Here is a 25,781-nt window from a genome sequence, read left to right on the forward strand (position 1 = left end):
TGACAGCGCACCCGATCTTTATCGAGCGCCGGTGGTACGGGCTCCGAGGAGGCGGACGGCGCCCCGCACCGTGGTGGCGGTGAGCGGCAGCGGGCCCAGCGGCTCGCCGTCGGCGTACCCGGTGGTGCCGGGCGCCTCCAGGGTCACCCTGGCCGCGCGGTGGACGGTGACCGCGGGGTGGCCGAGGTGGGTGCCCTTGTAGACCTTGGGGAAGACGGTCAGGAGCGTGGAGCGGCTGCACGGGCCGACGACCGTGATGTCGAAGAGCCCGTCGTCCAGCCGCGCGCCGGCGCAGATGCGCATGCCGCCGCCGTAGGAGCCGCCGTTGCCGACCGCGACGAGCGTCGCGTCGATCCGTCGCGCGGGCCCGTCGTCGAGGGTGATCCGGTAGAGGACGGGGCGCAGGGCGGCGAGTTCGACGAGGAGCGCGACGTCGTAGCGCAGGCGTCCGGTGGGGAACCGCAGCCGGTTGCCGCGGTCGTTGACGCGGGAGTCGAAGCCGGAGGCGAGGACGGTGCCGAACCAGGTGTCCCCGGCGCGCCCGAGGTCCACGGGGAGGCCGCCGTCCCCCTTGAGGGAGTCGGCGATGACCCGGGCGGCGGCCGCCGGGTCGCGTACGGGCAGGCCGGCCGCGCGGGCGAAGTCGTTGCCGGTGCCGACGGCGACCACGCCGAGCGGGGTGGTGGTCCCGGCGACCGCCTGGAGCGCGAGGGAGCAGATTCCGTCGCCGCCGACGGCTATCAGCGCCCCGGTGCCCCCGGCGACCGCGGCCCGGGCCCGGGTCAGGGCGTCGGCGGCGTCCTCGCCCAGCACCGTGCGGACGCGGAACCCGGCGTCGCGGAGCACCCGGGCGGCCGGCTGGGTGGCCCGGGCGCCTCGCCCGCGGCCCGCCGTGGGGTTCACGAAAAGGGTGATGTCGCTGGTCACCCGCCGGACCCTATCGGGTCGGGGTACGCCGAAGGGCGGCCGCTGTGTCAGCGGCCGCCCCTGGGTGCGTGCGTCTGTCGTGCCCGGTGCGGGACGTCAGGTGACGTCGTCGTAGCCGTTGCGGCGGACGGGCTCCGGGTGGGCCGGCAGCGAGGGCATCGGCTCGGAGTCGCCGAGGGGCTGCGGGGTCAGGTCCAGCGGTGCGGCCTCGTCGTCGTCGAGGAGGGCGTCGGGGTTCTTGCGGGCCCGGCGCTTGTCGTTGAGGATCGCGAAACCGACGGCACCGAAGTAGAGGATGCTGATCGGGATGGCGAGGACGCACATGCCGAACGGGTCGGTGCTGGGGGTCGCGACGGCACCGAAGACGAAGGTGCCCATGACGACGCCGCGCCACCACTTCAGCATGGTCCTGCCCGAGACCAGGCCGACCAGGTTCATCATGACCAGGATCAGCGGCAGCTCGAAGGAGAGGCCGAAGACGAGGATCATCCGGACGGTGAAGTCCAGGATGTCGTTCAGACCGAGGGTGTTGGCCGCGGTCTCCGGGGTGACGCTGAGCAGCACCCGCATGCTGGCGGGCATGATCAGGTAGGCCAGGTAGGCACCGGCGACGAAGAGCGGCGCGGCGGTCGCCACGAAGGCGATCGTGTACTTCTTCTCGTTCTTGTGCAGGCCGGGCGCGAGGAACGCCCACAGCTGGTAGAGCCAGACCGGGGAGGAGATGGTGACGCCCGCGAGCAGGCACACCTTCACCACGGTCGTGAACGGCGACGCCAGGGTGTTGAACGTCAGCACCGCGCAGTTGCCGCCGTGGCTCTGGGCCAGGTCGCGGCCGGGGCACTTGGGCACAGGACTGGACAGGAAGTCCATGATCTGCTTGTTGTAGAACGCGGCGACGACGGCCACCACGACGATGGCCAGCACCGCCTTCGCCAGGCGGTTGCGCAGTTCACGCAGGTGGTCCGCGAGTGGCATCCGCCCCTCGGGGTCCTTCTCCTTCTTGCGGGCAGGCTTGGGCAACCCACGTCCCTATCTCGTGCGGCAGACGGTCGCCACGGGCGGCCGTCCCAGTCGTCCCTGGATCAGTGCTGCGTCGTACGGTCGCTGGGCTCGCTCACCGGGCGGGCGGTGACGTCGCCGGGTGCGGCCTTGATCGTACGGGGGGCCTGGGTGTCGGCGGGCGGGTCGGCGGGGGCGGAGGCGTTGTCCTGGCCCTCCGACCGCATCGCCTTGGCCTCGCTCTTGAGGATCCGGGCCGACTTGCCGAGGGAGCGCGCCATGTCCGGGAGCTTCTTCGCACCGAACAGCAGGACAACGACGACGAGGATGAGGATGATCTCGGGGGCGCCGAGCCTTCCGAACATATGCGTTTACCTTCTCACCGAAGCGGCATGGGGTTGGGGTACTGCCGACTGATCGGACATTTGTCCACCAGCGGTACGGCAGCGATCGTAACGCGCAGGGGTAAACGCTGGGCAATCCCCGCACGTACGCCCGGTTGCGACCCTCCGCCTCGTCAGCAGGGTCACCCGAAACAGCGTACCGCCAGCTTCCGGGCCACAGGAGGGCGCTGCGGCCGACCCTGCCACTGTGGCATCGCGGTCACGCCGGTCCGCGACCGCTTCCGCTCAGTCCTGCCGGAAGGTGTGCGCCGCGTGACCGGCCAGCGGGGTCGCCGCCCGTTCGAGGTCCTCGGCGGCGCGGGTGATCCGGACCGAGCTCTCGGACACCTGCCGGGCCAGGCGCCGCACCTCGACGAGGACCTTGGCGGCGAGCACGCCGAGCACGGCGATGCCGCAGAAGGCGAGGGCGATGGCGAGCATGGGCCAGAACATGGGAGCGAGCCTATCGGGGGTGTGCGGGATGGCCGAAAAAGGCGGTCACGGCGGGGCCGTACCGGAGGTCACACCGAAGAGTGCAACCGGAGCGTGCGCACTCCGCCACCCGTGAGCAGCTCGATGATCCGCTCCCCGGCCGGCTTGCGGACGGCGGCGCCGCAGTCGGGGCAGGTGAAGGAGTAGAAGGTCGTCCGGCGGCTCGCGCCGATCGCCAGCCGCAGCGCGCCGGCGGCCAGCTCGAAGCGCCCCCGGCAGTCGGGGCAGGCCGCCCTGAAGATCGCGGCCATGGCCCTTCCGGCGTCCCGTACGTCCCCGCCCATGCGTCCCGCCCCTCCCCCCGAAGCCACCGTGGTCACTCGCCGTACACCGCGAGGGCCTCGCGGGCCGCGTCGCGGGCGCTCTCCGCCAGCTCCGGCGGGGTGACGATCCGCCCGTCGCGGCCGAGCCGCAGCGCCAGCCGGCGCAGCGACGCTGGGTCGGGGGTGCGCAGCGTGATCCGCAAGCCGCCCTCTGGCAGCTCCTCGGCGCTGTCGTGCGGGTAGTACTCGGCGACCCAGCGGCCGCCCGGGCCGACCTCGATGACGACCTCCGGGTCCTCGGCCGCCGGCTGCACCAGGCCCTCGGAGAGGTCGCGCAGCTCCACGGGCGGCGGGTCGGACCGCTCGTCGAGGATCCTGATCTCGGCCACCCGGTCGAGGCGGAACGTGCGCCGCGCCTCCGACAGGCGGCACCACGCCTCCATATAGGTGTGGCCCACGGCGAACAGCCGGATCGGGTCGACCTCGCGCTCGGTGAGCTCGTCGCGCGCGGGAGAGTAGTAGCGCAGCCAGACCCTGCGGCGCCCGGCGATGGCCCGGTCGACGTCGGCGAAGACGCCGCCCTCGGACTCGAAGGTGACCGAGAGGCGGGAGCTGGCGCCGGCCGCCTCGCCCGCCGCGGCCTCGATCTTGGCGGTGGCGCGCACCAGCGCCTGCCGGTCGCCCTCGCGCAGACCGGGCAGGGTCGCGACGGCGCGCGCGGCCACCAGCAGCGCGGTGGCCTCGTCGGCGGCGAGCCGCAGCGGCTCGCCCGTGCTGGTGCCGGAGGCGTCCGGGTTGTGCCACCAGATGCGGTCGCCGTCGGTGTCGATGTCAAGGAGGTCACCGCCGCGGAAGCTGGTGCCGCACATCGGCAGGACGTCGAGGTCGCCGATCAGCTCGTCCTCGGTGATCCCGAAGGCGCGCGCGACATCGGCGACCCGGGCGCCGGGGCGCTCCCTCAGATAGGTGACCAGCGACAGCATCCGCCGGGTCTGGTCAATGGCATTTCCGGCCATAAAAAGTCGGTCCCGTTCCCTTTCCCGCTTTGGTCCTGCTTCGGTTCAGCCCTTGGCCACGGCGCGCAGCCGGTCGAGCACCTCGGCCCGCAGCTCGGCGGGTTCCAGCACGATCACGTCCGGGCCGAACTCGACCAGCCAGGCGTCCAGCCCGTGACCGTACGGAATCTCCAGCTCGTCCCAGCCGTCGCCCAGGTCCAGGGCGGAGAGCGCCCGGGCGCGCAGCGGATAGCCGTGGCCCGCCCGCACCTTGATCCGGGCCGTGCCGGTCGCGGTCTCGCCCGCCCAGCTCTCGACCGTCCCGCGGACCGTCACATGGTCGGGCACGGGGGCGGTGAAGGGGATGCCGCGCGAGCGCACCCGGCCGGTGATCCGGGAGAGCCGGAAGACCCGCTCGGCGCCCCGGTCGCGGTCCCAGCCCGCCAGGTACCAGTGGCCGCGCCAGCACTCCAGGGTCCAGGGCTCGACGTGCCGCTGCTCGGGGTGCGCGGCGTTCGCCTTGCGGTAGTCGAAGACGACGGGGCGGCGGTCACGGGCGGCGAGCATCAGCGGTTCGAAGGCGGCCTCGTGGACGGGGATGCGCGGTTCGAGCGCCATGTGGCCCTCGTACGGGTCCTCCGCGAGCGGCATCCCCGCGGCGCGCAGCTTCTGGAGCGCGCCGCTGGCGGCGCCGGCGAGGCGGGCCTGCTGCCAGACCTTGGCGGCCAGGCCCAGGGCGGCGGCCTCCTCGACGTCGAGGGTGACGGGAGGGAGCCGGTTGCTGTCGCGGCGGGCGAGGTAGCCGGTCTCGCCGTCGACGCTCTCCACGGTCTCGATGATCAGACCGAGCTCGCGGAGGTCGTCCTTGTCGCGCTCGAACATGCGGTTGAAGGCGTCATCGCTGCCGTTGCCGGTGCCGTCGCCGCCCGGGGCCGCGGTCCGCCCGGGACCGGGGCCCGTACCGTGTCCCGGCCCGAAGGCCTCCAGGTAGGCCTCGATCGAGGTCCGCAGCTCCCGCTTGCTGAGCGGACGGCGCGTGCCCAGCAGGCACAGCGCCAGGTTCATCAGCCGCTCGGCCTTGGCAATCGCCATCGACGCCCTCTCTACTTGTGCTCTCAACCGTTGACCGTACCGCTCAGCGGTCGTACGACAAAAGCCGAGGGCCCATGCTCCCGGGGAGCATGGGCCCTCGGCCCGCCGACGGGTCGGCGTCAGACCGCGATCAGGTCACAGACGAAGATCAGCGTCTCGCCCGGGGCGATCACGCCGCCACCGGCGCCACGGTCGCCGTAGCCGAGGTGGGCGGGGATGACCAGCTTGCGGCGGCCACCGACCTTCATGCCCTGGATGCCCTGGTCCCAGCCCTGGATGACCTGGCCGGCGCCCAGCTTGAACTCCAGCGGGTTGCCGCGGTTCCAGCTGGCGTCGAACTCCTCACCGGTGGAGAAGGCCACGCCCACGTAGTGGACCTTGACGAAGTCGCCGGCCTTGGCGACCTTGCCGTCGCCCTCCCAGATCTCCGTGATCTCCAGGTCGGTCGGGACCGGGCCGTCGGGGAAGTCGATCTCAGGCTTGTCGATGCTCACGAGGGTGCTCCTACGGATGAATCGTGCAGACAACCGGGCAAGTCTGGCAGATGCCGACCGGAGGTCAGACCTTGCCCACGATGTCCACGACGAAGACGAGGGTGTTCTTGTCGAGGCCGCTCTGCGCCTGGCCCTCGTAACCCAGCTTCGGCGGGATGACCAGCTCGACGCGGTCGCCGACGTGCTTGCCGACCAGGCCCTTGTCCCAGCCCTGGACGACCGAGCCGGTGCCGATCTGGAAGGCGATGGCGCCACCGTGGTCCCAGGAGGAGTCGAACTTCTTGCCGTCCTCCCACTTCACGCCGGTGTACTGGGCGATCAGGCCGTCACCGGCCTTGATCTCCGGGCCGCTGCCCTTGATCAGCAGCTGCTGCTTGAGATCGGTCGGCGCCTTCTCGTCCTTGGGGATGGTGATCTCCGCGGCCTTCTGCGACGGGGCCTTCACCTCGGGCATGCCCGAATCCGGCTTGGCCTGCTCGCCCTTGGCCTCGCTCTTCGGGTCGACCTTCTGCGTCCCGACGATGTCGATGACCCACACCAGGCCGTCCTCCGGGGTGACCCCGGCCTGCGGGTTGAGCTCCTCGCCGACCAGCGCCTTGGCCGTGCCCTCGACCTCGATCCGGCTGCCGGCCTTCTTGCCGACGACCTCGTCCAGCACCTTCGTGGGCAGCTCGCGGCCCGGCTGGCCGGTCTGCGCCACGGCCTGGCGGCGCGGGCCCTTCTCGGCGCCGCCGGTCGGCGACATCCAGCTGCTGACGAGCGGCTTGTCCGCCTTCATCGCCTGCCCGACATAGTCGAGCCGGACGAACGCGCCCTTCTCGACCGTGTCGCCCTTGCCCTCGATCAGGGTCTTCGTGGCGACCTTGTCACCGGCCTTGGCGTCCTTCGGCGCGGAGATGTCGGGCTTGTCCCCGAACTTCCCCTCCACCTTGACCTTGGAGTCGGACGAGCCGCCACCGCTGTCGGACCCGCACGCCGCGGCAGTGAACAGCAGGACAGGCACGGCCAACGCCGCAGCGAGGCGACGCGTGTTCTTCGTGAGGTTCATCAGTCCAACTCGGGCTAGGGGGGTCTGGGCAGTGCCCGCCACTCTACGGCCTGAGCCACCTGGATCAACCGCTGCCCGACACGGCAACGCGCCGGGAGGGACCCCCGGCGCGCGCCCACCCGGACGACGGGACACCTACATCCCGGCGATCAGCTTCTCCACCCGGTCGTCCACCGAACGGAACGGGTCCTTGCACAGCACCGTCCGCTGCGCCTGGTCATTGAGCTTCAGGTGCACCCAGTCGACGGTGAAGTCACGACGCTGCTCCTGGGCCCGCCGGATGAAGTCACCGCGCAGCCGGGCGCGGGTGGTCTGCGGGGGCACCGACTTGCCCTCGAAGATCTTCAGGTCGTTGCACACCCGGGCGGCCTGGCCGCGCTTCTCCAGGAGGTAGTAGAGCCCGCGGCGGCGGTGGATGTCGTGGTACGCCAGGTCTATCTGGGCGATCCGCGGGTGCGACATGGTGATGTTGTTCTTCGCGCGGTACCGCTCGATGAGGCGGTACTTCATCACCCAGTCGATCTCGGTGTCGATCCGGTCGAGGTCCTCGTCGCGGATCGCCTCCAGGGTGCGGCCCCACAGCTCCAGGACCCGCTCGACCGTCCCCGTGCGGATGCCGCGGCGCTCGCAGAAGTCGACGGCCTTCTCGTAGTACTCCTGCTGGACCTCCAGGGCGGACGCCTCGCGGCCGCTGGCCAGCCGCACCTTGCGGCGGCCGGTGATGTCGTGGCTGACCTCGCGGATCGCCCGGATCGGGTTCTCCAGGGTGAGGTCGCGCATCACCGTCCCCGCCTCGATCATCCGCAGGACGAGATCGGTGGCGCCGACCTTCAGCAGCATGGTCGTCTCGGACATGTTCGAGTCGCCGACGATCACATGGAGACGGCGGTAGCGCTCGGCGTCCGCGTGCGGCTCGTCCCGGGTGTTGATGATCGGGCGGGATCTCGTCGTCGCGGAGCTGACGCCCTCCCAGATGTGCTCCGCGCGCTGGCTCACGCAGTAGACCGCGCCCCGCGGGGTCTGGAGCACCTTGCCCGCGCCGCACAGCAGCTGCCGCGTGACGAGGAAGGGGATGAGGATGTCCGCGAGCCGGGAGAACTCGCCGTGCCGGGCCACGAGATAGTTCTCGTGGCAGCCGTAGGAGTTCCCGGCCGAGTCGGTGTTGTTCTTGAAGAGATAGACGTCGCCCGCGATCCCCTCCTCGTGCAGGCGCCGTTCGGCATCGACGAGAAGTCCTTCGAGAATGCGCTCGCCCGCCTTGTCGTGGGTGACCAGCTCGATCACACTGTCGCACTCCGGAGTTGCGTACTCGGGGTGCGAACCCACATCCAGGTAGAGACGAGCACCGTTGCGCAGGAAGACATTGCTGCTGCGCCCCCAGGAAACGACACGGCGGAAGAGGTAGCGCGCCACTTCGTCAGGCGACAGCCGACGCTGTCCCCTGAAGGTGCACGTGACGCCGTACTCGTTCTCCAGCCCGAAAATGCGGCGGTCCATGCCTGAACATTACGCCTGAACCCCTGTGCTGAAACCGGGTTCGACCGCACCGTTCCGATCATTTTCCGACCGCGCCACGACGGTCGACGCGGCCTCCGGGGCCCGCAGGGAGCGCCGGGCCAGGACGAGCACGAGCAGCGCCGCGAAACCACCGCAGACCGCGACCACGAATCCCGCCGCGACACCGGCGCCTTCGACCGCCGGGCCCGCGAGGGCGGTGCCCATGGCCGCGCCCACACCGAAGGACGTCACCAGCCAGGAGAAGGCCTCGGTGACCGTGCCGCGCAGCGCGTGCCGGTCGACGACGACGAACGCGCAGGCCAGCGACGGGGCCAGGAAGATGCCGGCCACACCGGCGAGCACGGTCATCATGACGACGCCGGGGACCAGCAGCAGCGGCACGTAGCAGAGCGCGAGCCCGGCCACGAGCACCCGCAGCCGCTGCTCCGGGGTGCCGGGCCACTGGCGGGCACCGTAGATCGTGCCACCGATGAGGGCACCCACGCCGAGGGCGGAGAGCAGATATCCGGCGACCCCGTCGCCGCCGTGCCCGCCGCCGTAGGCGACCGCCGCCAGGGCGATCGAGCCCAGCGCCGTACCGATGCAGAAGAACGTCCCGAGCAGCACCAGCAGCCCGCGCGAGCGCAGCGCGCCCAGCCAGTGCGCCTCGCGCGGCTCGCTGCGCCACTGCCGCGACGGCGGCGAGGTGACGACCGCGAGGGCCCCGATGACGCCCAGCAGGTTGATGACGTAGAGCGCGCCGGCCGGGGACCAGAAGGCGACGAAGCCGGTGATGATCAGCGGTCCGACGACGTACATCACCTCCTGCGCGATGGCGTCGAGGGAGTACGCGGCGTGGATGCGCCCCTCGTCCTTGAGGACGGACGGCCACAGGGCCCGCAGCCCGCCCTCCAGCGGCGGCGTGAAGAAGCCGGACACGACCATGCCTATGTAGGGCAGCGGCATCGGGTCCAGGCCCACGACGGCGAAGAGGGTCATGCCCAGCGCGGACAGGACGGCCGCGGGCAGCATCACCCTGGGCTGGCCGTACAGGTCGACGGCCCGGCCGAGCAGCGGCTGGCCGATGGCGTTGGCCACGCCGTAGACGGCCGAGAGGGCGCTGGCGAGCGCGAGGCTGCCGCCCTCGGCACGCACGAACAGCACGATCGCCAGTGCGGCGGTCGCGTTCGGCAGCCGTCCCACGAGGGTGCCGGTCAGCAGCCGCGCGGCGTGCCGCGTCCTGAGCATGTCGCCGTAACCGGCCGCCATCGATGACTCCACTCTCTTCCCGAGCGTCGGGTTTTACGTATAACTGTTGACGTTATACGTACCATGATGACGGTCTGCCGGTCCACCGGGCCGTCTGTGGCGGGCAAGCGATCGGGGAGGCTGCCAGTGTCGAGTGAGTCTCGACGGACCGACGGCCCGCGGAGGCGCTCCGCCGGGCGCTCCGCGGGGCGCGTAGGTGCGCAGGACGAGGATGCGGCTCGCCGGGAACGACGCGGGGACGAGGCCACCGCCGACCGGCAGGGCGCGGAACGCGCGCGTGCGCGCAACGACAACGGTACCGGGGCGGCCCCCCAGGCCGACGCGACGCGGACCGGCGCCCCGGGCCCGGCAGGGTCCGGTCCCGGCGTACAGCCGACGTCACGCGATGCCCGGCAGTCCCACGAACGACGCCGGGACGAGGCGGAACGCCCTCGTGCGCGGGACGACGGCGGCACCGGGGCGACCGCTTCCCTGCCCGGCCGGCCCGGGGAGCCGACAGGGCCGGACCGACGATCCGACGCGTCGCAGGCCGACACTCCGGCCTCGGACACGGAACGCGCGCGTGCGCGCGACGACAACGGTACCGGGGCTATCCGGCAGGGGCCCGACGGCGACGGGGCCCCGTCGGGCAGGCGTCACGGCGATACTCCGGGGGGTCACACCACCGGCCGTTGGCCGAGCATCCGGGGACCCCGTACCGGCGCGCGGGCCACCAGCCGGGACGTGGCGCGCGTCGCCGGGGTGTCGCAGGCCACCGTTTCGCTCGTCATGGGCGAGAAGTGGCGCGGCCGGGTCTCCGAGCGGACCGCCGAAGCCGTACGGTCCACCGCCCGGAGCCTGGGCTACCGCCCCAACCTCGCCGCGCGCGACCTGAGGCTCGGCCGGGCCCGGACGGCGCTGCTGGTCGTCCCGGCGCTCACCAACGAGTTCTTCGCCCGCGTCTACACGGGCGCGGCCCGCGTCGCCGCCGAACACGGCGTCGGCGTGCTCCTCTACCCCTCCCCCGAGGGCGTCGGCCCCGCGCGCGACCCCTTCGCCTCGGCCCGCGCCACGCTGGACGGCATCATCGCCTCCTCCATGGCGGCGGACGCCCTGGCCGCCATCCGCGAGGGCGGGCTGCCGCTGGTCATGCTCGACAGCGACCCGCGGCGCGCCGGGACGGCGGCGACCGTCAACTTCGACGTCGCCGAGGGCATGCGCCAGGTGACCGAGCACCTGCTCTCACTCGGCCACCGCCGCTTCACCCATCTCGCGGCCGACGTGGACTCCTGGACCTTCCACGTGCGGGCCCGGGCACTGGCCGACGCGCTGCGCCGGGTGCCCGGCACCGAGCTGCACACCGAACCCGCCGCGCTCGCCGTCGCCGACGGGCTGCGGGCCGCGGAGCGCGCCCTGACCCGGCCCGGCCCCCGCCCGACCGCGCTGATCTGCGACGACGACATCCTGGCGGCGGGCGCGTGCAAGGCCGCCCGGCGGCTCGGGCTGCGGGTGCCCGACGACGTCTCGGTGACCGGCTTCGACGACCTCTCCCTGGCCACGGCCGTCGAGCCCGAGCTGACCACCGTCCGGCTGCCCGCGGAGGCGGTCGGCGAGGCGGGCATGCGGGCGCTGCTGGCGGTGCTCGACGACCGCCCCGCCGCCGCGCACGCCCTGCCGGTCGAGCTGGTGGTGCGGGGCAGTACGTCGAACTCCCCCGGCTGACAGCCGGGGGAGTTCGACGACAGGACCGCTAGCCCTCCGTGGAGTCCGACTCGTCCGTGTCCGCCTCGGTCTCCTCGGAGTCGGCCGGCGCCGTCCCCCCGTCGAGCAGGCGGGACAGCTGACGGCCCAACAGCCGCTTGAACTTGCGCTGCTGCGGCCGCGTCCGGTCCAGGACCGCGACCTCCAGCTGCTCGGCGGTGAGCGTGCGCTCCCCGCCGTTGTTGTCCCGGGTCAGGGACTCGACCGCGAGCTTGAGCGCCTCGGCCAGGGTCATCCCGTCCCGGTGCCGCTGGTCGAGATAGCTGCTGATCTGGTCGGCGTTGCCGCCGACCGCGACCGAGCCGTGCTCGTCGACGATGGAACCGTCGTGCGGCAGCCGGTAGATCTGGTCGTCCTCGGGGCCCGCGCCGACCTCGGCGACGATCAGCTCGACCTCGTACGGCTTCTCCGCGGCGCTGGAGAAGATGGTGCCCAGCGTCTGGGCGTAGACATTGGCGAGACCACGGGCGGTGACATCGTCACGGTCGTAGGTGTAGCCCCGCAGGTCGGCGTAGCGGACCCCGCCGATCCGCAGGTTCTCGAATTCGTTGTACTTCCCCACCGCCGCGAAGGCGATCCGGTCGTAGATCTCGCTGACCTTGTGCAGCGCGCGGGACGGGTTCTCGGCCACGAAGACGACGCCGTCGGTGTACTGGAGTACGACGACGCTGCGGCCGCGCGCGATGCCCTTGCGGGCGTACTCGGCGCGGTCGGCCATGGCCTGCTGGGGTGAGACATAGAACGGCGTCGACACCGGCTATCCGTCCCTTTCTGTCAATGACGAGTACATTCCGTTAAGGCCTCAGAGCAGTGCTGCGCGCGGTCCGTCGGGCTCTTCGAGCCGCCGGTCGTGGATCGCGCGGACGATCTCGGAACACTGCGCCTCGGTCAGCTTCCGGAAGCCCTCGTCGGTGATGACGGTGACGATCGGATAGATGCGGCGCGCGAGATCGGGCCCGCCCGTCGCGGAGTCGTCGTCGGCGGCGTCGTACAGCGCCTGGACGACGAGCGTGGTGGTCTGACTCTCCGTCAAGTTCTCGCGGAAGAGCTTCTTCAGCGAGCCGCGCGCGAAGACCGAACCGGAGCCGGTGGCCGCGAAGCCGTGCTCCTCGGAGCGGCCGCCGGTCACGTCGTAGGAGAAGATGCGGCCCTTCTGCCGGTCGACGTCCCAGCCGGCGAAGAGCGGGACCACGGCGAGGCCCTGCATGGCCATGCCGAGGTTGCCGCGGATCATCGTGGACAGCCGGTTGGCCTTGCCCTCCAGGGAGAGCTGGACGCCCTCGACCTTCTCGAAGTGCTCCAGTTCGAGCTGGAAGAGCTTGACCATCTCCACGGCCAGCCCCGCCGTGCCCGCGATCCCGACGGCGGAGTACTCGTCGGCCGGGAAGACCTTCTCGATGTCGCGCTGCGCGATGACATTGCCCATCGTCGCCCTGCGGTCACCGGCCAGCACCACGCCGCCGGGGAACGACGCCGCGACGATGGTCGTCCCGTGCGGGGCCTCGATGGCGCCCGCCGGGGGCAGCGGGCGGTTGCCCGGCAGCAGTTGCGGCGAGTGCGCGCCGAGGAAGTCCATGAACGACGAGGAGCCGGGTGTCAGGAAGGCGGCCGGCAGACGCCCGGTGCTACGAGTGTTGGCTTCCACACGTTTCCTTCCACATATGCGGCGGCCCGCCCCATGGCGTCCGCCCGATCGTGATGCCCCGGGGCCGCTTGCAGCCGAAGCACAGTACGCATGGGACCTTACCGTCCCTTGATCGCGATCCACCCGCCCGGACGGAGCAGCGGCACAGGTCACGTCAGCGACCTCTCCGCGACCCCGCCGGGCGGGCAACTCGGCCTGGTCCAGGCCGCACTCGCGACGGGAAGAGCGGGCTACTCGCCGCCCTTTTGGACGAAGGACCGCACGAAGTCCTCCGCGTTCTCCTCGAGGACGTCGTCGATCTCGTCGAGCACGGAGTCGACGTCGTCGGACAGCTTCTCCTGCCGCTCCTTGAGATCCTCCGAGACCTGCGCGTCCTGCGCCTGCTCCTCCACGTCCTCAGTGGATCGCGTGGCCTTCTGCTGCCCGCCGCCGGTGTCCTTGGTCGCCATATCCCTCACCCCGCTCGGTTCGACGTACAAGATCGGACGTTCTCGTTCAGACCCTACAAGCAGGGTCCGACATCGGCCCTGTACTTGCTACAACGTCCCGGAACCACCGTGATGATTCCCGGTTCGCCTGCTTCTCAGACCCCTCAGCCGCCCGAAAGCACCCGCACCAGCTCCTCGGCCGTACGACAGCGGTCGAGGAGCTCCTTGACGTGGTTGCGCGTGCCGCGCAGCGGCTCCAGGGTGGGCACCCGTTGCAGGGAGTCACGGCCCGGCAGGTCGAAGATCACCGAGTCCCAGGACGCGGCCGCCACGTCGTCGGCGTACTGCTCCAGGCAGCGGCCGCGGAAGTACGCGCGGGTGTCCTCCGGCGGTGCCGTGCGGGCGCGCTCGACCTCGGTCTCGTCCAGCAGGCGCTTCATCCTGCCGCGGGCCGCGAGGCGGTTGTAGAGCCCCTTGTCGGCCCGTACGTCCGCGTACTGGAGGTCCACCAGGTGCAGCCGGGCCGCGTCCCACTCCAGGCCGTCCCGGCGCCGGTAGCCCTCCAGGAGCTCGCGCTTGGCCACCCAGTCCAGCTCCCCGGCGAGGCTCATCGGGTCGTGCTCCAGCCTGCCCAGCACGTCCTCCCAGCGGCCGAGCACGTCCTTGGTCTGCTCGTCCGCGTCGGCGCCGAAGCGGTCCTCCACGTACTTGCGGGCCAGCTCGAAGTACTCCATCTGGAGCTGGACGGCCGTGAGCGTGCGACCGCTACGGAGCGTGACGAGGCGCTTCAGGGTGGGGTCGTGGCTGATCTGGTGGAGGGTGCGGACGGGCTGCTCGACGGCGAGGTCGGAGGTGATGAACCGGTCCTCGATCATCGACAGCACCAGGGCGGTGGTGCCGAGCTTGAGGTAGGTGGAGATCTCCGAGAGGTTGGCGTCGCCGATGATCACATGCAGCCGGCGGTACTTCTCGGCGTCGGCGTGCGGCTCGTCGCGGGTGTTGATGATGGGCCGCTTGAGCGTGGTCTCCAGGCCGACCTCGACCTCGAAGTAGTCCGCGCGCTGGCTGAGCTGGAAGCCGTGCTCCCGGCCGTCCTGCCCGATGCCCACCCGGCCCGCTCCGGTGACCACCTGCCGGGAGACGAAGAAGGGCGTCAGGTGGCGCACGATGTCCGAGAAGGGGGTCTCCCGCTTCATCAGGTAGTTCTCGTGGGTGCCGTAGGACGCGCCCTTGTTGTCGGTGTTGTTCTTGTAGAGGTGGATCGGCTGGGCTCCGGGCAGCTGGGCGGCGCGCTCGGCGGCCTCGGCCATGATCCGCTCCCCCGCCTTGTCCCACAGGACGGCGTCACGCGGGTTGGTGATCTCCGGGGAGCTGTACTCGGGGTGCGCGTGGTCCACGTACAGCCGCGCGCCGTTGGTGAGGATGACATTGGCCAGGCCGATGTCCTCGTCCGTGAGCTGGCTGGAGTCGGCGGCCTCGCGGGCGAGGTCGAAGCCTCGGGCGTCCCGCAGCGGATTCTCCTCCTCGAAGTCCCAGCGGGCTCGTCGCGCCCGGTGCATCGCCGCCGCGTACGCGTTGACGATCTGGGACGAGGTGAGCATGGCATTGGCGTTCGGGTGACCGGGGACGGAGATCCCGTACTCCGTCTCAATGCCCATTACTCGCCGTACGGTCATGCGGCCCTCCTTGCCCGGCGGCGCCCCGGAATGGGGTCGGCGCTCAAGTACCGCTGCGCTTCCGGTCCGTGTGCTCCCCCACGCGCTGAGCGGTGGTACCGAAGAGCCTAGAACGGCTTTGCGGCGGTGGGGAGATCATTACAGTCATTGCTCGGGTTCGTGCCGTACCCGGTCGATCGGCGCCGTCGTGGCGAAAACCTGGTGCAGACCTGGCGGAAAATCTCGCGGAGACCGGGGGCCCGCCGGAATCACGGCGGAAAACGCGTCCGGCCACGGACGCCCTGGGTGTCCCCCCGCCAAAGCGGGGGGGGGAAGGACATCCGCAGCCGGACGACGGTTTTACAGATACTGACCGGTGTTGGCCACCGTGTCGATGGAGCGACCGGTGTCGGCGCCCTGCTTTCCGGTGACGAGGGTCCGGATGAACACGATCCGCTCGCCCTTCTTTCCGGAGATGCGGGCCCAGTCGTCCGGGTTGGTGGTGTTGGGCAGGTCCTCGTTCTCCTTGAACTCGTCCACACAGGCGGCGAGCAGGTGGGAGACGCGCAGACCCTTCTGGTTGTGGTCCAGGAAGGCCTTGATCGCCATTTTCTTGGCCCGGTCCACAATGTTCTGGATCATGGCGCCGGAGTTGAAGTCCTTGAAGTAGAGGACTTCCTTGTCGCCGTTGGCGTACGTGACCTCCAGGAAGCGGTTCTCCTCGGATTCCGCGTACATCTGCTCGACCACCGACTGGATCATCCCGGCCACGGCCGCCTTGGCGTCGCCGCCGTGCTCGGCGAGGTCGTCCGTGTGGATGGGCAGGGTGGCGGTCAGGTACTTCGAGAAGATGTCCTTGGCGGCCTCCGCGTCCGGGCGCTCGATCTTGATCTTCACATCGAGGCGGCCGGGGCGCAGGATCGCGGGGTCGATCATGTCCTCGCGGTTGGAGGCGCCGATGACGATGACGTTCTCCAGGCCCTCCACGCCGTCGATCTCGGAGAGCAGCTGCGGGACGATGGTGTTCTCCACGTCCGAGCTGACCCCGGAGCCACGGGTGCGGAAGAGGGAGTCCATCTCGTCGAAGAAGACGATGACGGGCGTGCCCTCGCTCGCCTTCTCCCGGGCCCGCTGGAAGATCAGCCGGATGTGCCGCTCGGTCTCGCCGACGTACTTGTTGAGCAGCTCGGGGCCCTTGATGTTGAGGAAGAAGCTCTTCCCCGCGGGCTGGCCGGTGACCTCCGCGACCTTCTTGGCAAGGGAGTTGGCGACGGCCTTGGCGATGAGCGTCTTGCCGCAGCCGGGCGGGCCGTACAGCAGCACGCCCTTGGGCGGCCGCAGTTCGTGCTCCTTGAAGAGGTCGGGGTAGAGGTAGGGGAGCTCGACCGCGTCGCGGATCAGCTCGATCTGGTTGCCCAGTCCGCCGATCTTCGTGTAGTCGATGTCCGGGACCTCTTCGAGGACGAGCTCCTCGACCTCGCTCTTCGGGATGACCTCGTAGACGTAGCCGGACCGGGGTTCGAGCAGCAGGGCGTCGCCGGGGCGGATGGTGATGTCCAGCAGCGGCTCGGCGAGCCTCACCACCCGCTCCTCGTCGGTGTGCCCGATGACCAGGGCCCGCTCGCCGTCCTCGAGGATCTCCTTGAGGGTGACGATGTCCCCGGCCCGCTCGTACTCCATGGCCTCGACCACGTTGAGCGCTTCGTTGAGCATGACCTCCTGGCCTCGCCGGAGGTCCTCGAGCTCGAGGGTGGGGCTGACATTGACCCGGAGTTTGCGGCCTCCGGTGAAGATGTCCGCCGTGCCGTCCTCGTTCGCCTGCAGAAAGACCCCGAAGCCGGCCGGCGGCTGCGCGAGCCGGTCGACTTCCTCCTTGAGCGCGACGATCTGGTCGCGTGCCTCGCGGAGGGTATTGGCGAGCCGCTCGTTCTGAGCGGACACCCCGGCCAGGTTCGTCTGGAGCTCGACGATCCGCTCTTCGAGAATCCTCGTGTGACGCGGAGAGTCGGCGAGCTTGCGCCGCAGGACGGCGATCTCCTGCTCGAAATAGGCAACCTGGCTCGCGAGGTCATCAGACCCTCGTCCCGGCCGGATGCCGCGGTTCATGTCGTCGTCGTGGGCTGCCACGGTCCTCACCTCCTCCAAGGGGAGCTGGACGCTTCCTGACCCTACCTGGGCAGGTGCAGGTTGAAACCCCTAGATCACAAACCCGGTCGGAGTGTGTCCGATCTTCACCCTTGCGCACGTCCCCACAGCAGGGGAATACCCACCCATCAACATCGGAAAGCGGGCGGTTGTATCGTCGAGTCGGTCAACACCCGTCAGGGCTGGCTCCAATTGATTCACACACGCAGGAAACGGCAGGGCGAGATGACCGTGCAGAACGAAGACCGCGCCGGTGCCCCCGGAGGCTCCGGGGTCGCCGAAGCCACCTTGCCCGGGGAGCCCGTGGCCGCCACGGCACAGGCCGCGGGCGCGGAGCCGCTGGAGGTCTGGATCGACCAGGATCTCTGCACGGGCGACGGCATCTGCGCGCAGTACGCCCCCGACGTCTTCGAGCTGGACATCGACGGTCTGGCGTATGTGAAGAGCGCCGACGACGAACTGCTGCAGGACCCGGGGGCGGCGACGCCGGTGCCGCTGCCGCTGCTGACCGACGTGCGGGACTCCGCGAAGGACTGCCCGGGCGACTGCATCCACGTCCGCCGCGTCTCCGACAAGGTCGAGGTCTACGGCCCCGACGCGGAGTGACGGCTCACACACTCCCCGCGACCGGCAGGGCGGTGAGCGCGAACTTGCCGTCCCGCCACCGCCATTCGACATTGCGGCTCAGGTCGGGGCAGCAACGCGGCACTCTCGCGGTGGAGTAGCCGAGCAGAGTGGCCGAAACGGTCTCCCCCGTCACCCGCAGACCCGCGACGCTCATCTTCTCCGCGGGGTCGACCAGGGTGGCCAGGACGCGCGGCGGCCGCCCCTCGGCGGGCGGCGGGGCGAGCACGTAGACCCCGCTGGGCGGGGTGCCGCCGCCGGAGGCGCAGCGCACGGCGACGGCGGTCTCGGGCCGTCCGTCGTGGTCGAGGTCGGCGGTGGCCTGGCGCACGACGTCGACGGCCCGGCCGCCGCAGTCGAGCGGGAAGCGCGCGGCGCGGACGTCCGGGGCGGCGGTGCCGGGCACGGAGGAGGCGGCGGCGGTGTCGTCGCGCGGGCCCACGAGGGAGCCGCAGGCGACCACGGCGGCCAGCGCCGCCGCGGTGATCATCCAGTGCGCGGGGCGCGACCGGCGGTGCGGGAGTGGTTCGGAGGCCGTGGACGGGGTGGGCCCTGCCGGTGGCTGCACGCGCGCTGACTCCTGTGAGCTGGGCTGCGGGGATGATCCGCATCGTGCCATATCGCCCGGCGCCGGGGAACAGGGGGTTCGGGCCCGTGCCGGGCTCGCGGGGGCCCAACGAACGGACGCCGCCGCCGAGTTCCGCGTGAGGCGGTTCCCGGCGGCGGCGCCGTGGTGGACGGTGTCGCGGGTCAGCGCTCGGCGGAGCCGCTCTGGCTGCCCGGGCCCGCGTAGTCCTCGCCGTACGCGCCCTTCGCGGGGCGGCGGCGGCGCAGCGGCGGCTCGACGCCGTCCGCGAGGCGGCGGGCGGTGAGCAGGAAGCCGGTGTGCCCGATCATGCGGTGGTCGGGGCGCACGGCCAAACCCTCCACGTGCCAGGTGCGGACCATGGTCTCCCAGGCGGACGGCTCGGCGAAGCAGCCGATCTCGCGGATGGACTCGACGGTCCGCGCGAGCTGGGTGGTGGTCGCCACGTAGCAGCACAGGATGCCGCCGGGGACGAGCGCCTTGCGCACGGCCTCCAGGCACTCCCAGGGGGCGAGCATGTCGAGGATGACGCGGTCGACGTCCGTGTCGGACAGGTTGTCCTGGAGGTCGCCGACGGTCAGCTGCCACGCGGGGTGCGGGCCGCCGAAGTAGCGCTCCACGTTCTGCGTGGCGATCTCGGCGAAGTCGGCGCGGCGCTCGTAGGAGTGCAGCATGCCCTGGTCGCCGATGGCGCGCAGCAGGAAGCTGCTCAGGGAGCCGGAGCCGACACCCGCTTCCACGACGCGGGCGCCGGGGAAGATGTCGGCCATGGCCAGGATCTGCCCCGCGTCCTTGGGGTAGACCACGGCGGCTCCGCGCGGCATGGACAGGACGTAGTCGGGGAGCAGGGGGCGCAGCGCGAGGTAGGCGACGTTTCCCGTGGTACGGACAACACTGCCCTCGGGAGCACCGATCAGCTCGTCGTGCGGGAAGGCACCCTTGTGGGTGTGGAACTGCTTCCCGGCTTCGAGCGTGAAGGTGTAGTGGCGTCCCTTGGGGTCGGTGAGCTGGACCTGGTCCCCGACCTGGAAGGGGCCGCGACGGCGGGCGGCACCGGTCGGTTCGGACATGTGACCAGCCTACCCGTGATCGGGCGGCGGTACGGACACGGGCGTCCCGGGAGGGGTCAGGAGGGCGTGCGGGCCATCGCGGCGACGAAGGCGCGTTCGACGTCGGAGGTCGCGAGGACGCCGTAGACCTCGCCGGTCTCCTCCACCACCAGGTACTCGGTGGCGGGGGTGGCGCGCAGGATGTCCAGGAGGTCCTCGCCCGAGAGGTCGGCAGGGACGCGCATGCCGTCCTTGAGGTCCTGGGCGAGGGTGCTGACGGCGACCCAGGGGCGGCGGTGCTCGGGGACGGAGACGATGGCCGCCTCGCGGACCAGGGCGGTGGGGGTGCCCTGGCCGTCCACGACGACGAGGGCGCGGGCGCCCGCCTCGCCCGCGCGGCGCAGGGCCTCGGAGAGCGGGGTGGCGGCCTCGACGGGGACGGCGCGGCGGGTGAGGGTGCGGGCTCTGAGGCCGGGGAGGCGCTCCCGCAGGCGGGCCATGCGCAGGCTGTTACCGGCGCCGGTCCAGATGATGGCGGCGAGGATCGCGGCGAGCAGGGCGTCGGTGAGGGAGTCGACGCCGCCGAAGCCGGTCGCCCCGTCGCCGAGTCCGGCCTGGGTGAGCAGCGGGAGGCCGATGAGGACGGCGACGGCGAGGGCGCGGCCGATCCACGCGGCGGCGATGGTGCCGGTCATGGGCTTGCCGCTGATCTTCCAGACGACGGCGCGGAGCATGCGCCCGCCGTCGAGGGGGAGGCCGGGCAGCAGGTTGAAGATCGCCACCAGGAGGTTGGAGATCATCAGGCCGGCCAGCAGGACGCCGGGCACGGTGCCCGGCTCGACGGCCAGCATGCCGAGGTAGAACAGCCCGGCCAGGACCAGGGACAGCAGCGGCCCGACGAAGGCGAGGACGAATTCGCGGCCGGGGGTCTCGGTCTCCTTCTCGATCTCGGAGACGCCGCCGAAGAACTGGAGCTGGATCCGGCGCACGGGGAGCTTGAAGCGCAGGGCCGCGACCGTGTGCGCCAGTTCGTGCACCAGCACGGAGGCGTAGAAGGCGACGGCGAAGAACAGCGAGACGAGGTAGCGGATCCGGCCGAGCTCGGGCAGGACGCGGTCGAGCTGGCCGCCGAAGACCCAGGTGATGAGGGCGGCGACGAGGAACCAGCTGGGGGCTACGTAGACGGGCACGCCGAAGGGGCGGCCCATGAGGATGCCGCCGCCGCTCTCGCGAGGGCGCCTGGGAGTGCGGTCCCCGGGCTCGCCCTCGGCCCCGGCGCCCCCGCTGCCGGACCGGCCCTGCCCGCTGTTGTCCACGGTGTCCCCTCGTCGGATGCTGCCCCCGCACACGCGGTGCGTTCTCACGATCATGCATGTACGAGGGCGTCTGAGTCGATGGTATGCGGCCGACTGTCAGTCACGGGCCGTAGGGTTCCTGTCATGGGAATCGCCACTGAGGAAAACGCCGCCGGTGCGGACGGGCCGGTCGCGCGGGCGCCGGAAGGTGCCGCGGAGCGGCCGTCCGGCGCCGTGCGTCCGGCCGCTCTTTCGCCGTCGCGCGCGGGCGACTTCATGCAGTGTCCGCTGCTCTACCGCTTCCGCGTGATCGACAAACTGCCGGAGAAGCCGAGCGCCGCGGCGACGCGCGGCACGGTGGTGCACTCCGTGCTGGAGCGGCTCTTCGACGCCCCGGCCGCCGAGCGCACCGCGCCGCGGGCCAAGGGCCTGGTGCCGGGCGAGTGGGAGAAGCTGCTGGCGGCCCGGCCGGAGCTGGCGGAGTTGTTCCGCCGGGAGGACGGCTCGCGCGACGGCGACCGCCTGGCGACCTGGCTGGCGGATGCCGAGCGGCTGGTGGAGCGCTGGTTCACGCTGGAGGACCCGACGCGGCTGGAGCCCGCGGACCGCGAGCTCTATGTGGAGACGGTGATCGAGGGCGCGGGCGGCGGTGGTGCGGGGCTGACGCTGCGCGGCTTCATCGACCGGGTCGACGTGGCGCCCACCGGCGACATCCGCATCGTGGACTACAAGACGGGCAAGGCCCCGGCCCCGCAGTACCGCGACGGCGCCCTGTTCCAGATGACGTTCTACGCCCTGGTGATGTGGCGGCTGCGGGGGCGGATGCCGCGCCGGCTCCAGCTGGTCTACCTGGGCAGCGGCGACGTCCTGACGTACGACCCGGCCGAGGCGGAGCTGCTGGCCGTGGAGCGCAAGCTGCGCGCCCTGTGGGAGGCCATCGAGCTGGCGACGGACACCGGGGACTGGCGGCCGCGGCCCACCAAGCTGTGCGGCTGGTGCGATCACCAGGCCGTCTGCCCCGAGTTCGGCGGCACTCCCCCGCCGTATCCGCTGCCGGTCGTGGCGCAGCGCGCCGGGCAGGTGACCCCCGCCGGGGCGGCTCAGGGCAGAATGGACGCGGTCTAACGAAGGAGTTCACGTGGCGATCCGCGTCCTGCTGGTCGATGACCAGCCGCTGCTGCGCACCGGCTTCCGGATGATCCTCGAGGCGGAGGGGGACCTCGCGGTCGTCGGCGAGGCCGGGGACGGTCTTCAGGCGCTCGACCAGGTGCGGGCGCTGCAGCCCGACGTGGTGCTGATGGACATCCGGATGCCGCGGATGGACGGTGTCGAGGCGACCCGGCAGATCACGGGCCCGGAGCGGAACGGCCCGGCGAAGGTGCTGGTGCTGACGACCTTCGATCTGGACGAGTACGTGGTGGAGGCGCTGCGGGCGGGGGCCAGCGGCTTCCTGCTGAAGGACGCGCCCGCCAATGAGCTGGTGCAGGCGATCCGGGTGGTGGCGGGCGGCGAGGCGATGCTCGCGCCGAGCATCACCCGGCGGCTGCTCGACAAGTACGCGGGCCATCTGCCGTCGGGCGAGGAGCCGCTGCCGGACACCCTGCACACGCTGACCGACCGCGAGGTCGAGGTGCTCAAGCTGGTGGCGCGCGGGCTGTCGAACGCGGAGATCGCGGCGGATCTGTTCGTCAGCGAGACGACGGTGAAGACGCACGTGGGGCACGTGCTGACGAAGCTGGGGCTGCGCGACCGGGTGCAGGCCGCGGTGTACGCGTACGAGAGCGGTCTGGTGCGCCCGGGCGCACAGTAGGAGCGGAGACGACAGGTGCCCTCCTCCGGAGTTCCGGAGGAGGGCACCCGTCGTTGTGCGGGGCGGTTATTCCTTGGCGGCCTTGGCGATCTCCCAGAAGCGGAAGACGGTGGAGGCGTCGAGGGTCCACTGGAGGCCGGAGATCCGGTCGCTCGCGACCGCGTACTGCTTGCCCTGCCACAGCGGCAGGATCGGCAGGTCCTGGGCCACGGCGGTCTGCACCTTGGCGAAGTCCCCGACGGTCGCCGTGCGGCTGCCCTCGGCGGCGGTGGCCAGTATGCGGCTGTTGATGTCCTTGGAGTCGTAGTTGTTGGAAAGGACGTTGTTCTCACCGAAGAACGGCGCGGTGAAGTTGTCGGGGTCCGGGTAGTCGGGGACCCAGCCCTTGACGTAGACGCCGTACTGGCCGGCCTCGATGCCCTTGTCGTACTCCTCCTGCGGGACGCTCTTCACGTCCGCCTCGAAGAGGCCGCTCTTGTTGAGCTGCTTGGCGATCTCCTCGAACTCCGGCACGGTGCCCGGTCCGTAGCGGATCGGCGTGGCCCAGAGGGTGAGCTTGACCTTGCCCTTGATGTCGGCGGTGCTGAGGGCGGCGGCGGCCTTGTCGGGCTGCGGCCGGTCGCCGTAGGCGTCGAAGAACGGGGTCTTGTGGCCCGTGATGCCGGTGGGAACGATGGAGTACAGCGGCTCCGCCGTGCGCTTGTAGACGTCGCGCACGAGCGCGCTGCGGTCGATCAGGTAGGCGATGGCCTTGCGGACCGCGGGCTTGCCGACCACCGGGTCCTTGGTGTTGAAGACCAGGTGCTGGACCTCGGCACTGGTGCCCTCGACGACCTTGAGGTTCTGCTTGCCGCCGTCGGCGTCCAGGTCGGCGATGTCCTTCATGGCCAGACCTCGGTAGGCGAGGTCGACGCCGCCCTTCTGGACGGCGGTCTTCAGCTCCGCCTGGTCGCCGTGGAAGAACTTCATCGTGACGCCGCGGTTCTGCACGGTGTCGGCCGAGCCCTTGTACGAGGAGTTGACCGAGAAGACGGCCTGCTTCTTGTCGAAGGAGTCCAGCTTGTAGACGCCCGAGCCGACGGCCTTGCCGTCGGTCCGCAGCCGGTCCGCCGGGTATTCCTGGTGGTCGACGATGGAGCCGGCACCGGAGGCGATCTTCTGCGGGAAGGTGGCGTCGGACCGGTTCAGCTCGAAGACGACCGTGGACTTGTCCGGGGTCTTGATGTCCTGGATCGAGGACAGCAGCGAGTCCGCCGGACCCTTCTTGTCGTGGATCTTCAGGGTGCGACGGAAGGAGAAGGCGACGTCCTCGGAGGTGAGGTCGTGGCCGTTGCTGAACTTCAGACCGTCCTTCAGCTTGCACTGGAAGGTCTTGCTCGTGTCGTCCCGGAACTTGCAGCTGTCGGCGGCTTCCGGCTGCGGGGTGGTGCTCCCCTTGGGAAAGCTCAGCAGCGACTGGAAGACGTTGTTGAACAGCAGCCAGGAACCCGGGTCGTAGCCGGATGCCGGGTCGGTGGTCACGACTTCGTCGGACATCCCCATGACCACCGACTCACCGGTGCCGCCCGCCTTGCCGTCTTCCGAACCGCACCCGGTGAGCAGGGCGGCGGCGAGCCCCGCGCCGAGCGGGGCGGCAAGCCACTGGTCACGTTTCCTCACGTGCACGTTCCTCACAGTTTCCTTGATCGTCTGAAGAGATCTTCGGCAGAACCGGTCTGACGAGCCTGTTGCCTCACACGCCGCGGGCCAACTCCCAGGGCTGCATCTCGGAGGCGGAGTTGAGCGCCCACTCGGCACCCGTGACGTTCTCACGGGCCGCCACGTACTGCTTCCCCTGCCACAGCGGCAGCACCGGCACATCGTCGGCGACGATGTCCTGGGCCTGCTGGAAGAACTTGGCCGCGGACTCGCGCTGCGGGGTCTCGCGGGAGTCCGGGATCAGCTGGCTGGTGATCTTGGTGTTCTGGTACGGGGAGCGGAGGAAGTTGTCCTTGCCGAAGAACGGCGCGACGAAGTTGTCCGGGTCCGGGAAGTCGGGGAACCAGCCCATGCCGTAGACGGCGTACTTGCCCTTCGCGGCCTCCGGACGGAAGTCCGCCCACTTCACGCCCTGGATCTTGGCGCTGAACAGCTGGCTGTCGTTGAGCTGCTTCTGGAGCGTCTTGAACGCCTTGCCGGTGGCCTCACCGTAGTGGTCGTCGGTGTAGGTGAGGGTCAGCGGCACCGGGGTGCTGATGTTCGCGGCCCGCAGGATCGAGCGGGCCTTGTCGACGCTCGGGTCCCCGTACTTGTTGGAGAAGGAGTTCTGGTGGCCGGTGATGCCGCTGGGGACGAGCGAGTACAGCGGGTCGTTGGTCCGCTGGTAGTCGTCGCGGGCCAGCGCCTGGCGGTCGATCAGCTGGGCCATGGCCTGGCGCACGGCCTTGTTCTTGACCGTCGGGTCCTCGGTGTTGAAGGCGAGGAAGCTGATCTCCTGGCCGGGCGCCTCCAGCAGCTTGACGCCGCTGCCCGAGGAGCCGCTCATCCGGGCGAGCTGCTCGGGCGAGAGGGTGCGGTTCATGATGTCGATGTCGCCGCCCTTGAGCGCCTTCTCCATCGACTTCGAGTCGTCGTAGAACCGCATCTCGAACTTGTCGTTCTGGAGCTCCACCGAACCCTGGTAGTTGGAGTTCTTGGTGAAGACGGCCTTGACGACCCGGCCGTCCTTCTCGTCGGTCTTCAGGGTGTACGGGCCGGAGCCGACCACCTTGAAGCCGTTGTTGAGCTCGTTCTTGGAGTAGGACTCGCTGTCGACGATGGCCGCGGCCGGGGTGGCGAGCTTCTGCGGGAAGGTCGCGTCGGGCGCCTTCAGCGAGAAGACGACCTCCAGCTCGCTCGGCGTCTCGACCTTGTCGATGTTGCTGAGCAGCCCCACCGGACCGTTGTCGAAGTTGATGGTGCGGGCACGCTCGATGGAGAACTTGACGTCCTCGGCGGTGAGCGCGTGCCCGTTGGAGAATTTCAGCCCGCTGCGCAGAGTGCAGCGGAACTGCTCGTTCTTGCGGTCCCCGAAGGAGCACCGCTCCGCCGCGTCGCCGACCGGGGTGGCGCCGGAGCGGGGCAGGCGCAACAGGGTCTGGAAGGTGCTGTGCAGGACGTTCCACGCGCTGATGTCGTACGCGGCGGCCGGGTCGAAGGGCGCCGGGGCGTCCGTCGTCTCCTCGAAACGGTCGGTCGTGCCGATGACGATGGCGCCGTTGCCCTTTCCGGCTCCGGCACTCCCGCCACAGGCGACGAGCACGGGGGCCAGCAGGCCTGCCACGGTCGGCAGCACCAACGTCTTGCGGTTCATTGTGCGGGGTTCTC

The 25,781-nt window shown here is 70.7% G+C and carries 25 protein-coding genes; 4 read left to right on the forward strand and 21 right to left on the reverse strand.

Annotated elements, in window-relative coordinates; translation table 11 throughout:
* Positions 1–18: 18 nt before the first annotated feature.
* The 11 genes from DXZ73_RS11295 to DXZ73_RS11345 all read right to left on the reverse strand — a co-directional run bounded on the left by DXZ73_RS11295 (position 19) and on the right by DXZ73_RS11345 (position 9,459).
* Positions 19–927, reverse strand: coding sequence for a diacylglycerol kinase (locus tag DXZ73_RS11295; protein WP_116210870.1), 909 nt, complete (start codon positions 925–927; stop codon positions 19–21).
* A 96-nt stretch (positions 928–1,023) separates the two neighbouring features.
* Complete coding sequence (tatC, locus tag DXZ73_RS11300) at positions 1,024–1,902, reverse strand: twin-arginine translocase subunit TatC (protein ID WP_116215546.1); 879 nt, start codon at positions 1,900–1,902, stop codon at positions 1,024–1,026.
* A 107-nt stretch (positions 1,903–2,009) separates the two neighbouring features.
* Positions 2,010–2,291, reverse strand: a complete 282-nt coding sequence (gene tatA / locus DXZ73_RS11305; protein WP_116210871.1) for a Sec-independent protein translocase subunit TatA — start codon at positions 2,289–2,291, stop codon at positions 2,010–2,012.
* Between the two features lie 264 nt (positions 2,292–2,555).
* The gene (locus tag DXZ73_RS11310) at positions 2,556–2,762 is read right to left on the reverse strand and encodes a hypothetical protein (RefSeq protein ID WP_116210872.1); all 207 of its coding nucleotides are present in this window, start codon (positions 2,760–2,762) and stop codon (positions 2,556–2,558) included.
* Positions 2,763–2,830: 68 nt separating this feature from the next.
* Positions 2,831–3,085, reverse strand: coding sequence for a CpXC domain-containing protein (locus DXZ73_RS11315; protein ID WP_240351304.1), 255 nt, complete (start codon positions 3,083–3,085; stop codon positions 2,831–2,833).
* 32 nt (positions 3,086–3,117) lie between these two features.
* The gene (locus DXZ73_RS11320; protein ID WP_116210874.1) at positions 3,118–4,080 is read right to left on the reverse strand and encodes a helix-turn-helix transcriptional regulator; all 963 of its coding nucleotides are present in this window, start codon (positions 4,078–4,080) and stop codon (positions 3,118–3,120) included.
* A gap of 45 nt (positions 4,081–4,125) precedes the next feature.
* Positions 4,126–5,151 (reverse strand): helix-turn-helix transcriptional regulator, encoded by a 1,026-nt coding sequence (locus DXZ73_RS11325; RefSeq protein WP_116210875.1) that lies wholly within the window; start codon positions 5,149–5,151, stop codon positions 4,126–4,128.
* 119 nt (positions 5,152–5,270) lie between these two features.
* Positions 5,271–5,645 carry an FKBP-type peptidyl-prolyl cis-trans isomerase gene (locus DXZ73_RS11330; protein WP_116210876.1) on the reverse strand — a complete coding sequence of 125 codons (375 nt, stop codon included), beginning with the start codon at positions 5,643–5,645 and terminating at the stop codon, positions 5,271–5,273.
* A 64-nt stretch (positions 5,646–5,709) separates the two neighbouring features.
* Positions 5,710–6,693 carry an FKBP-type peptidyl-prolyl cis-trans isomerase gene (locus DXZ73_RS11335; protein ID WP_116210877.1) on the reverse strand — a complete coding sequence of 328 codons (984 nt, stop codon included), beginning with the start codon at positions 6,691–6,693 and terminating at the stop codon, positions 5,710–5,712.
* A 135-nt stretch (positions 6,694–6,828) separates the two neighbouring features.
* Positions 6,829–8,190, reverse strand: coding sequence for a Pup--protein ligase (gene pafA / locus DXZ73_RS11340; protein WP_116210878.1), 1,362 nt, complete (start codon positions 8,188–8,190; stop codon positions 6,829–6,831).
* Between the two features lie 9 nt (positions 8,191–8,199).
* A complete protein-coding gene (locus DXZ73_RS11345) occupies positions 8,200–9,459 on the reverse strand; it encodes an MFS transporter (RefSeq protein WP_116210879.1) in 1,260 nt (419 codons plus the stop codon).
* Positions 9,460–10,182: 723 nt separating this feature from the next.
* Between DXZ73_RS11345 and DXZ73_RS11350 the strand changes: the two genes are divergently transcribed.
* Positions 10,183–11,160, forward strand: a complete 978-nt coding sequence (locus DXZ73_RS11350) for a LacI family DNA-binding transcriptional regulator (protein ID WP_116210880.1) — start codon at positions 10,183–10,185, stop codon at positions 11,158–11,160.
* 28 nt (positions 11,161–11,188) lie between these two features.
* Here DXZ73_RS11350 and prcA read toward each other — a convergent pair whose 3' ends face one another.
* From prcA to arc, 5 genes are all read right to left on the reverse strand, one after another.
* Positions 11,189–11,953 carry a proteasome subunit alpha gene (gene prcA / locus DXZ73_RS11355; protein WP_116210881.1) on the reverse strand — a complete coding sequence of 255 codons (765 nt, stop codon included), beginning with the start codon at positions 11,951–11,953 and terminating at the stop codon, positions 11,189–11,191.
* Between the two features lie 48 nt (positions 11,954–12,001).
* The gene (prcB, locus tag DXZ73_RS11360; RefSeq protein WP_116210882.1) at positions 12,002–12,844 is read right to left on the reverse strand and encodes a proteasome subunit beta; all 843 of its coding nucleotides are present in this window, start codon (positions 12,842–12,844) and stop codon (positions 12,002–12,004) included.
* Positions 12,845–13,074: 230 nt separating this feature from the next.
* A complete protein-coding gene (locus DXZ73_RS11365) occupies positions 13,075–13,293 on the reverse strand; it encodes a ubiquitin-like protein Pup (protein ID WP_058045164.1) in 219 nt (72 codons plus the stop codon).
* A gap of 143 nt (positions 13,294–13,436) precedes the next feature.
* Positions 13,437–14,948, reverse strand: a complete 1,512-nt coding sequence (dop, locus tag DXZ73_RS11370; RefSeq protein ID WP_116210883.1) for a depupylase/deamidase Dop — start codon at positions 14,946–14,948, stop codon at positions 13,437–13,439.
* 339 nt (positions 14,949–15,287) lie between these two features.
* On the reverse strand, positions 15,288–17,054 hold the full coding sequence (gene arc, locus DXZ73_RS11375) for a proteasome ATPase (RefSeq protein WP_116215547.1): 1,767 nt from the start codon (positions 17,052–17,054) through the stop codon (positions 15,288–15,290).
* Between the two features lie 321 nt (positions 17,055–17,375).
* On the opposite strand from arc, the gene DXZ73_RS11380 reads away from it, so the two are divergent.
* The gene (locus DXZ73_RS11380; protein WP_116215548.1) at positions 17,376–17,678 is read left to right on the forward strand and encodes a ferredoxin; all 303 of its coding nucleotides are present in this window, start codon (positions 17,376–17,378) and stop codon (positions 17,676–17,678) included.
* Positions 17,679–17,682: 4 nt separating this feature from the next.
* Here DXZ73_RS11380 and DXZ73_RS11385 read toward each other — a convergent pair whose 3' ends face one another.
* The 3 genes from DXZ73_RS11385 to DXZ73_RS11395 form a co-directional block, all read right to left on the reverse strand.
* A complete protein-coding gene (locus tag DXZ73_RS11385; protein ID WP_338059117.1) occupies positions 17,683–18,264 on the reverse strand; it encodes a hypothetical protein in 582 nt (193 codons plus the stop codon).
* Positions 18,265–18,446: 182 nt separating this feature from the next.
* Positions 18,447–19,352 (reverse strand): tRNA (adenine-N1)-methyltransferase, encoded by a 906-nt coding sequence (locus tag DXZ73_RS11390; protein WP_116210884.1) that lies wholly within the window; start codon positions 19,350–19,352, stop codon positions 18,447–18,449.
* A 56-nt stretch (positions 19,353–19,408) separates the two neighbouring features.
* Positions 19,409–20,647: a site-2 protease family protein gene (locus DXZ73_RS11395; RefSeq protein ID WP_240351305.1), complete on the reverse strand. Its 1,239-nt coding sequence runs from the start codon at positions 20,645–20,647 to the stop codon at positions 19,409–19,411.
* Between the two features lie 123 nt (positions 20,648–20,770).
* On the opposite strand from DXZ73_RS11395, the gene DXZ73_RS11400 reads away from it, so the two are divergent.
* Both DXZ73_RS11400 and DXZ73_RS11405 read left to right on the forward strand, forming a co-directional pair.
* On the forward strand, positions 20,771–21,751 hold the full coding sequence (locus DXZ73_RS11400) for a RecB family exonuclease (RefSeq protein WP_116210886.1): 981 nt from the start codon (positions 20,771–20,773) through the stop codon (positions 21,749–21,751).
* A 13-nt stretch (positions 21,752–21,764) separates the two neighbouring features.
* Complete coding sequence (locus DXZ73_RS11405; protein WP_116210887.1) at positions 21,765–22,436, forward strand: response regulator; 672 nt, start codon at positions 21,765–21,767, stop codon at positions 22,434–22,436.
* A gap of 66 nt (positions 22,437–22,502) precedes the next feature.
* Here DXZ73_RS11405 and DXZ73_RS11410 read toward each other — a convergent pair whose 3' ends face one another.
* Positions 22,503–24,095 carry an ABC transporter substrate-binding protein gene (locus DXZ73_RS11410; RefSeq protein ID WP_116215550.1) on the reverse strand — a complete coding sequence of 531 codons (1,593 nt, stop codon included), beginning with the start codon at positions 24,093–24,095 and terminating at the stop codon, positions 22,503–22,505.
* Positions 24,096–24,168: 73 nt separating this feature from the next.
* A complete protein-coding gene (locus DXZ73_RS11415) occupies positions 24,169–25,767 on the reverse strand; it encodes an ABC transporter substrate-binding protein (protein WP_116210888.1) in 1,599 nt (532 codons plus the stop codon).
* Between the last annotated feature and the right edge of the window lie 14 nt (positions 25,768–25,781).

The organism is Streptoverticillium olivoreticuli subsp. olivoreticuli, from assembly GCF_003391135.1.
GTDB classification, from domain to species: domain Bacteria; phylum Actinomycetota; class Actinomycetes; order Streptomycetales; family Streptomycetaceae; genus Streptomyces; species Streptomyces blastmyceticus.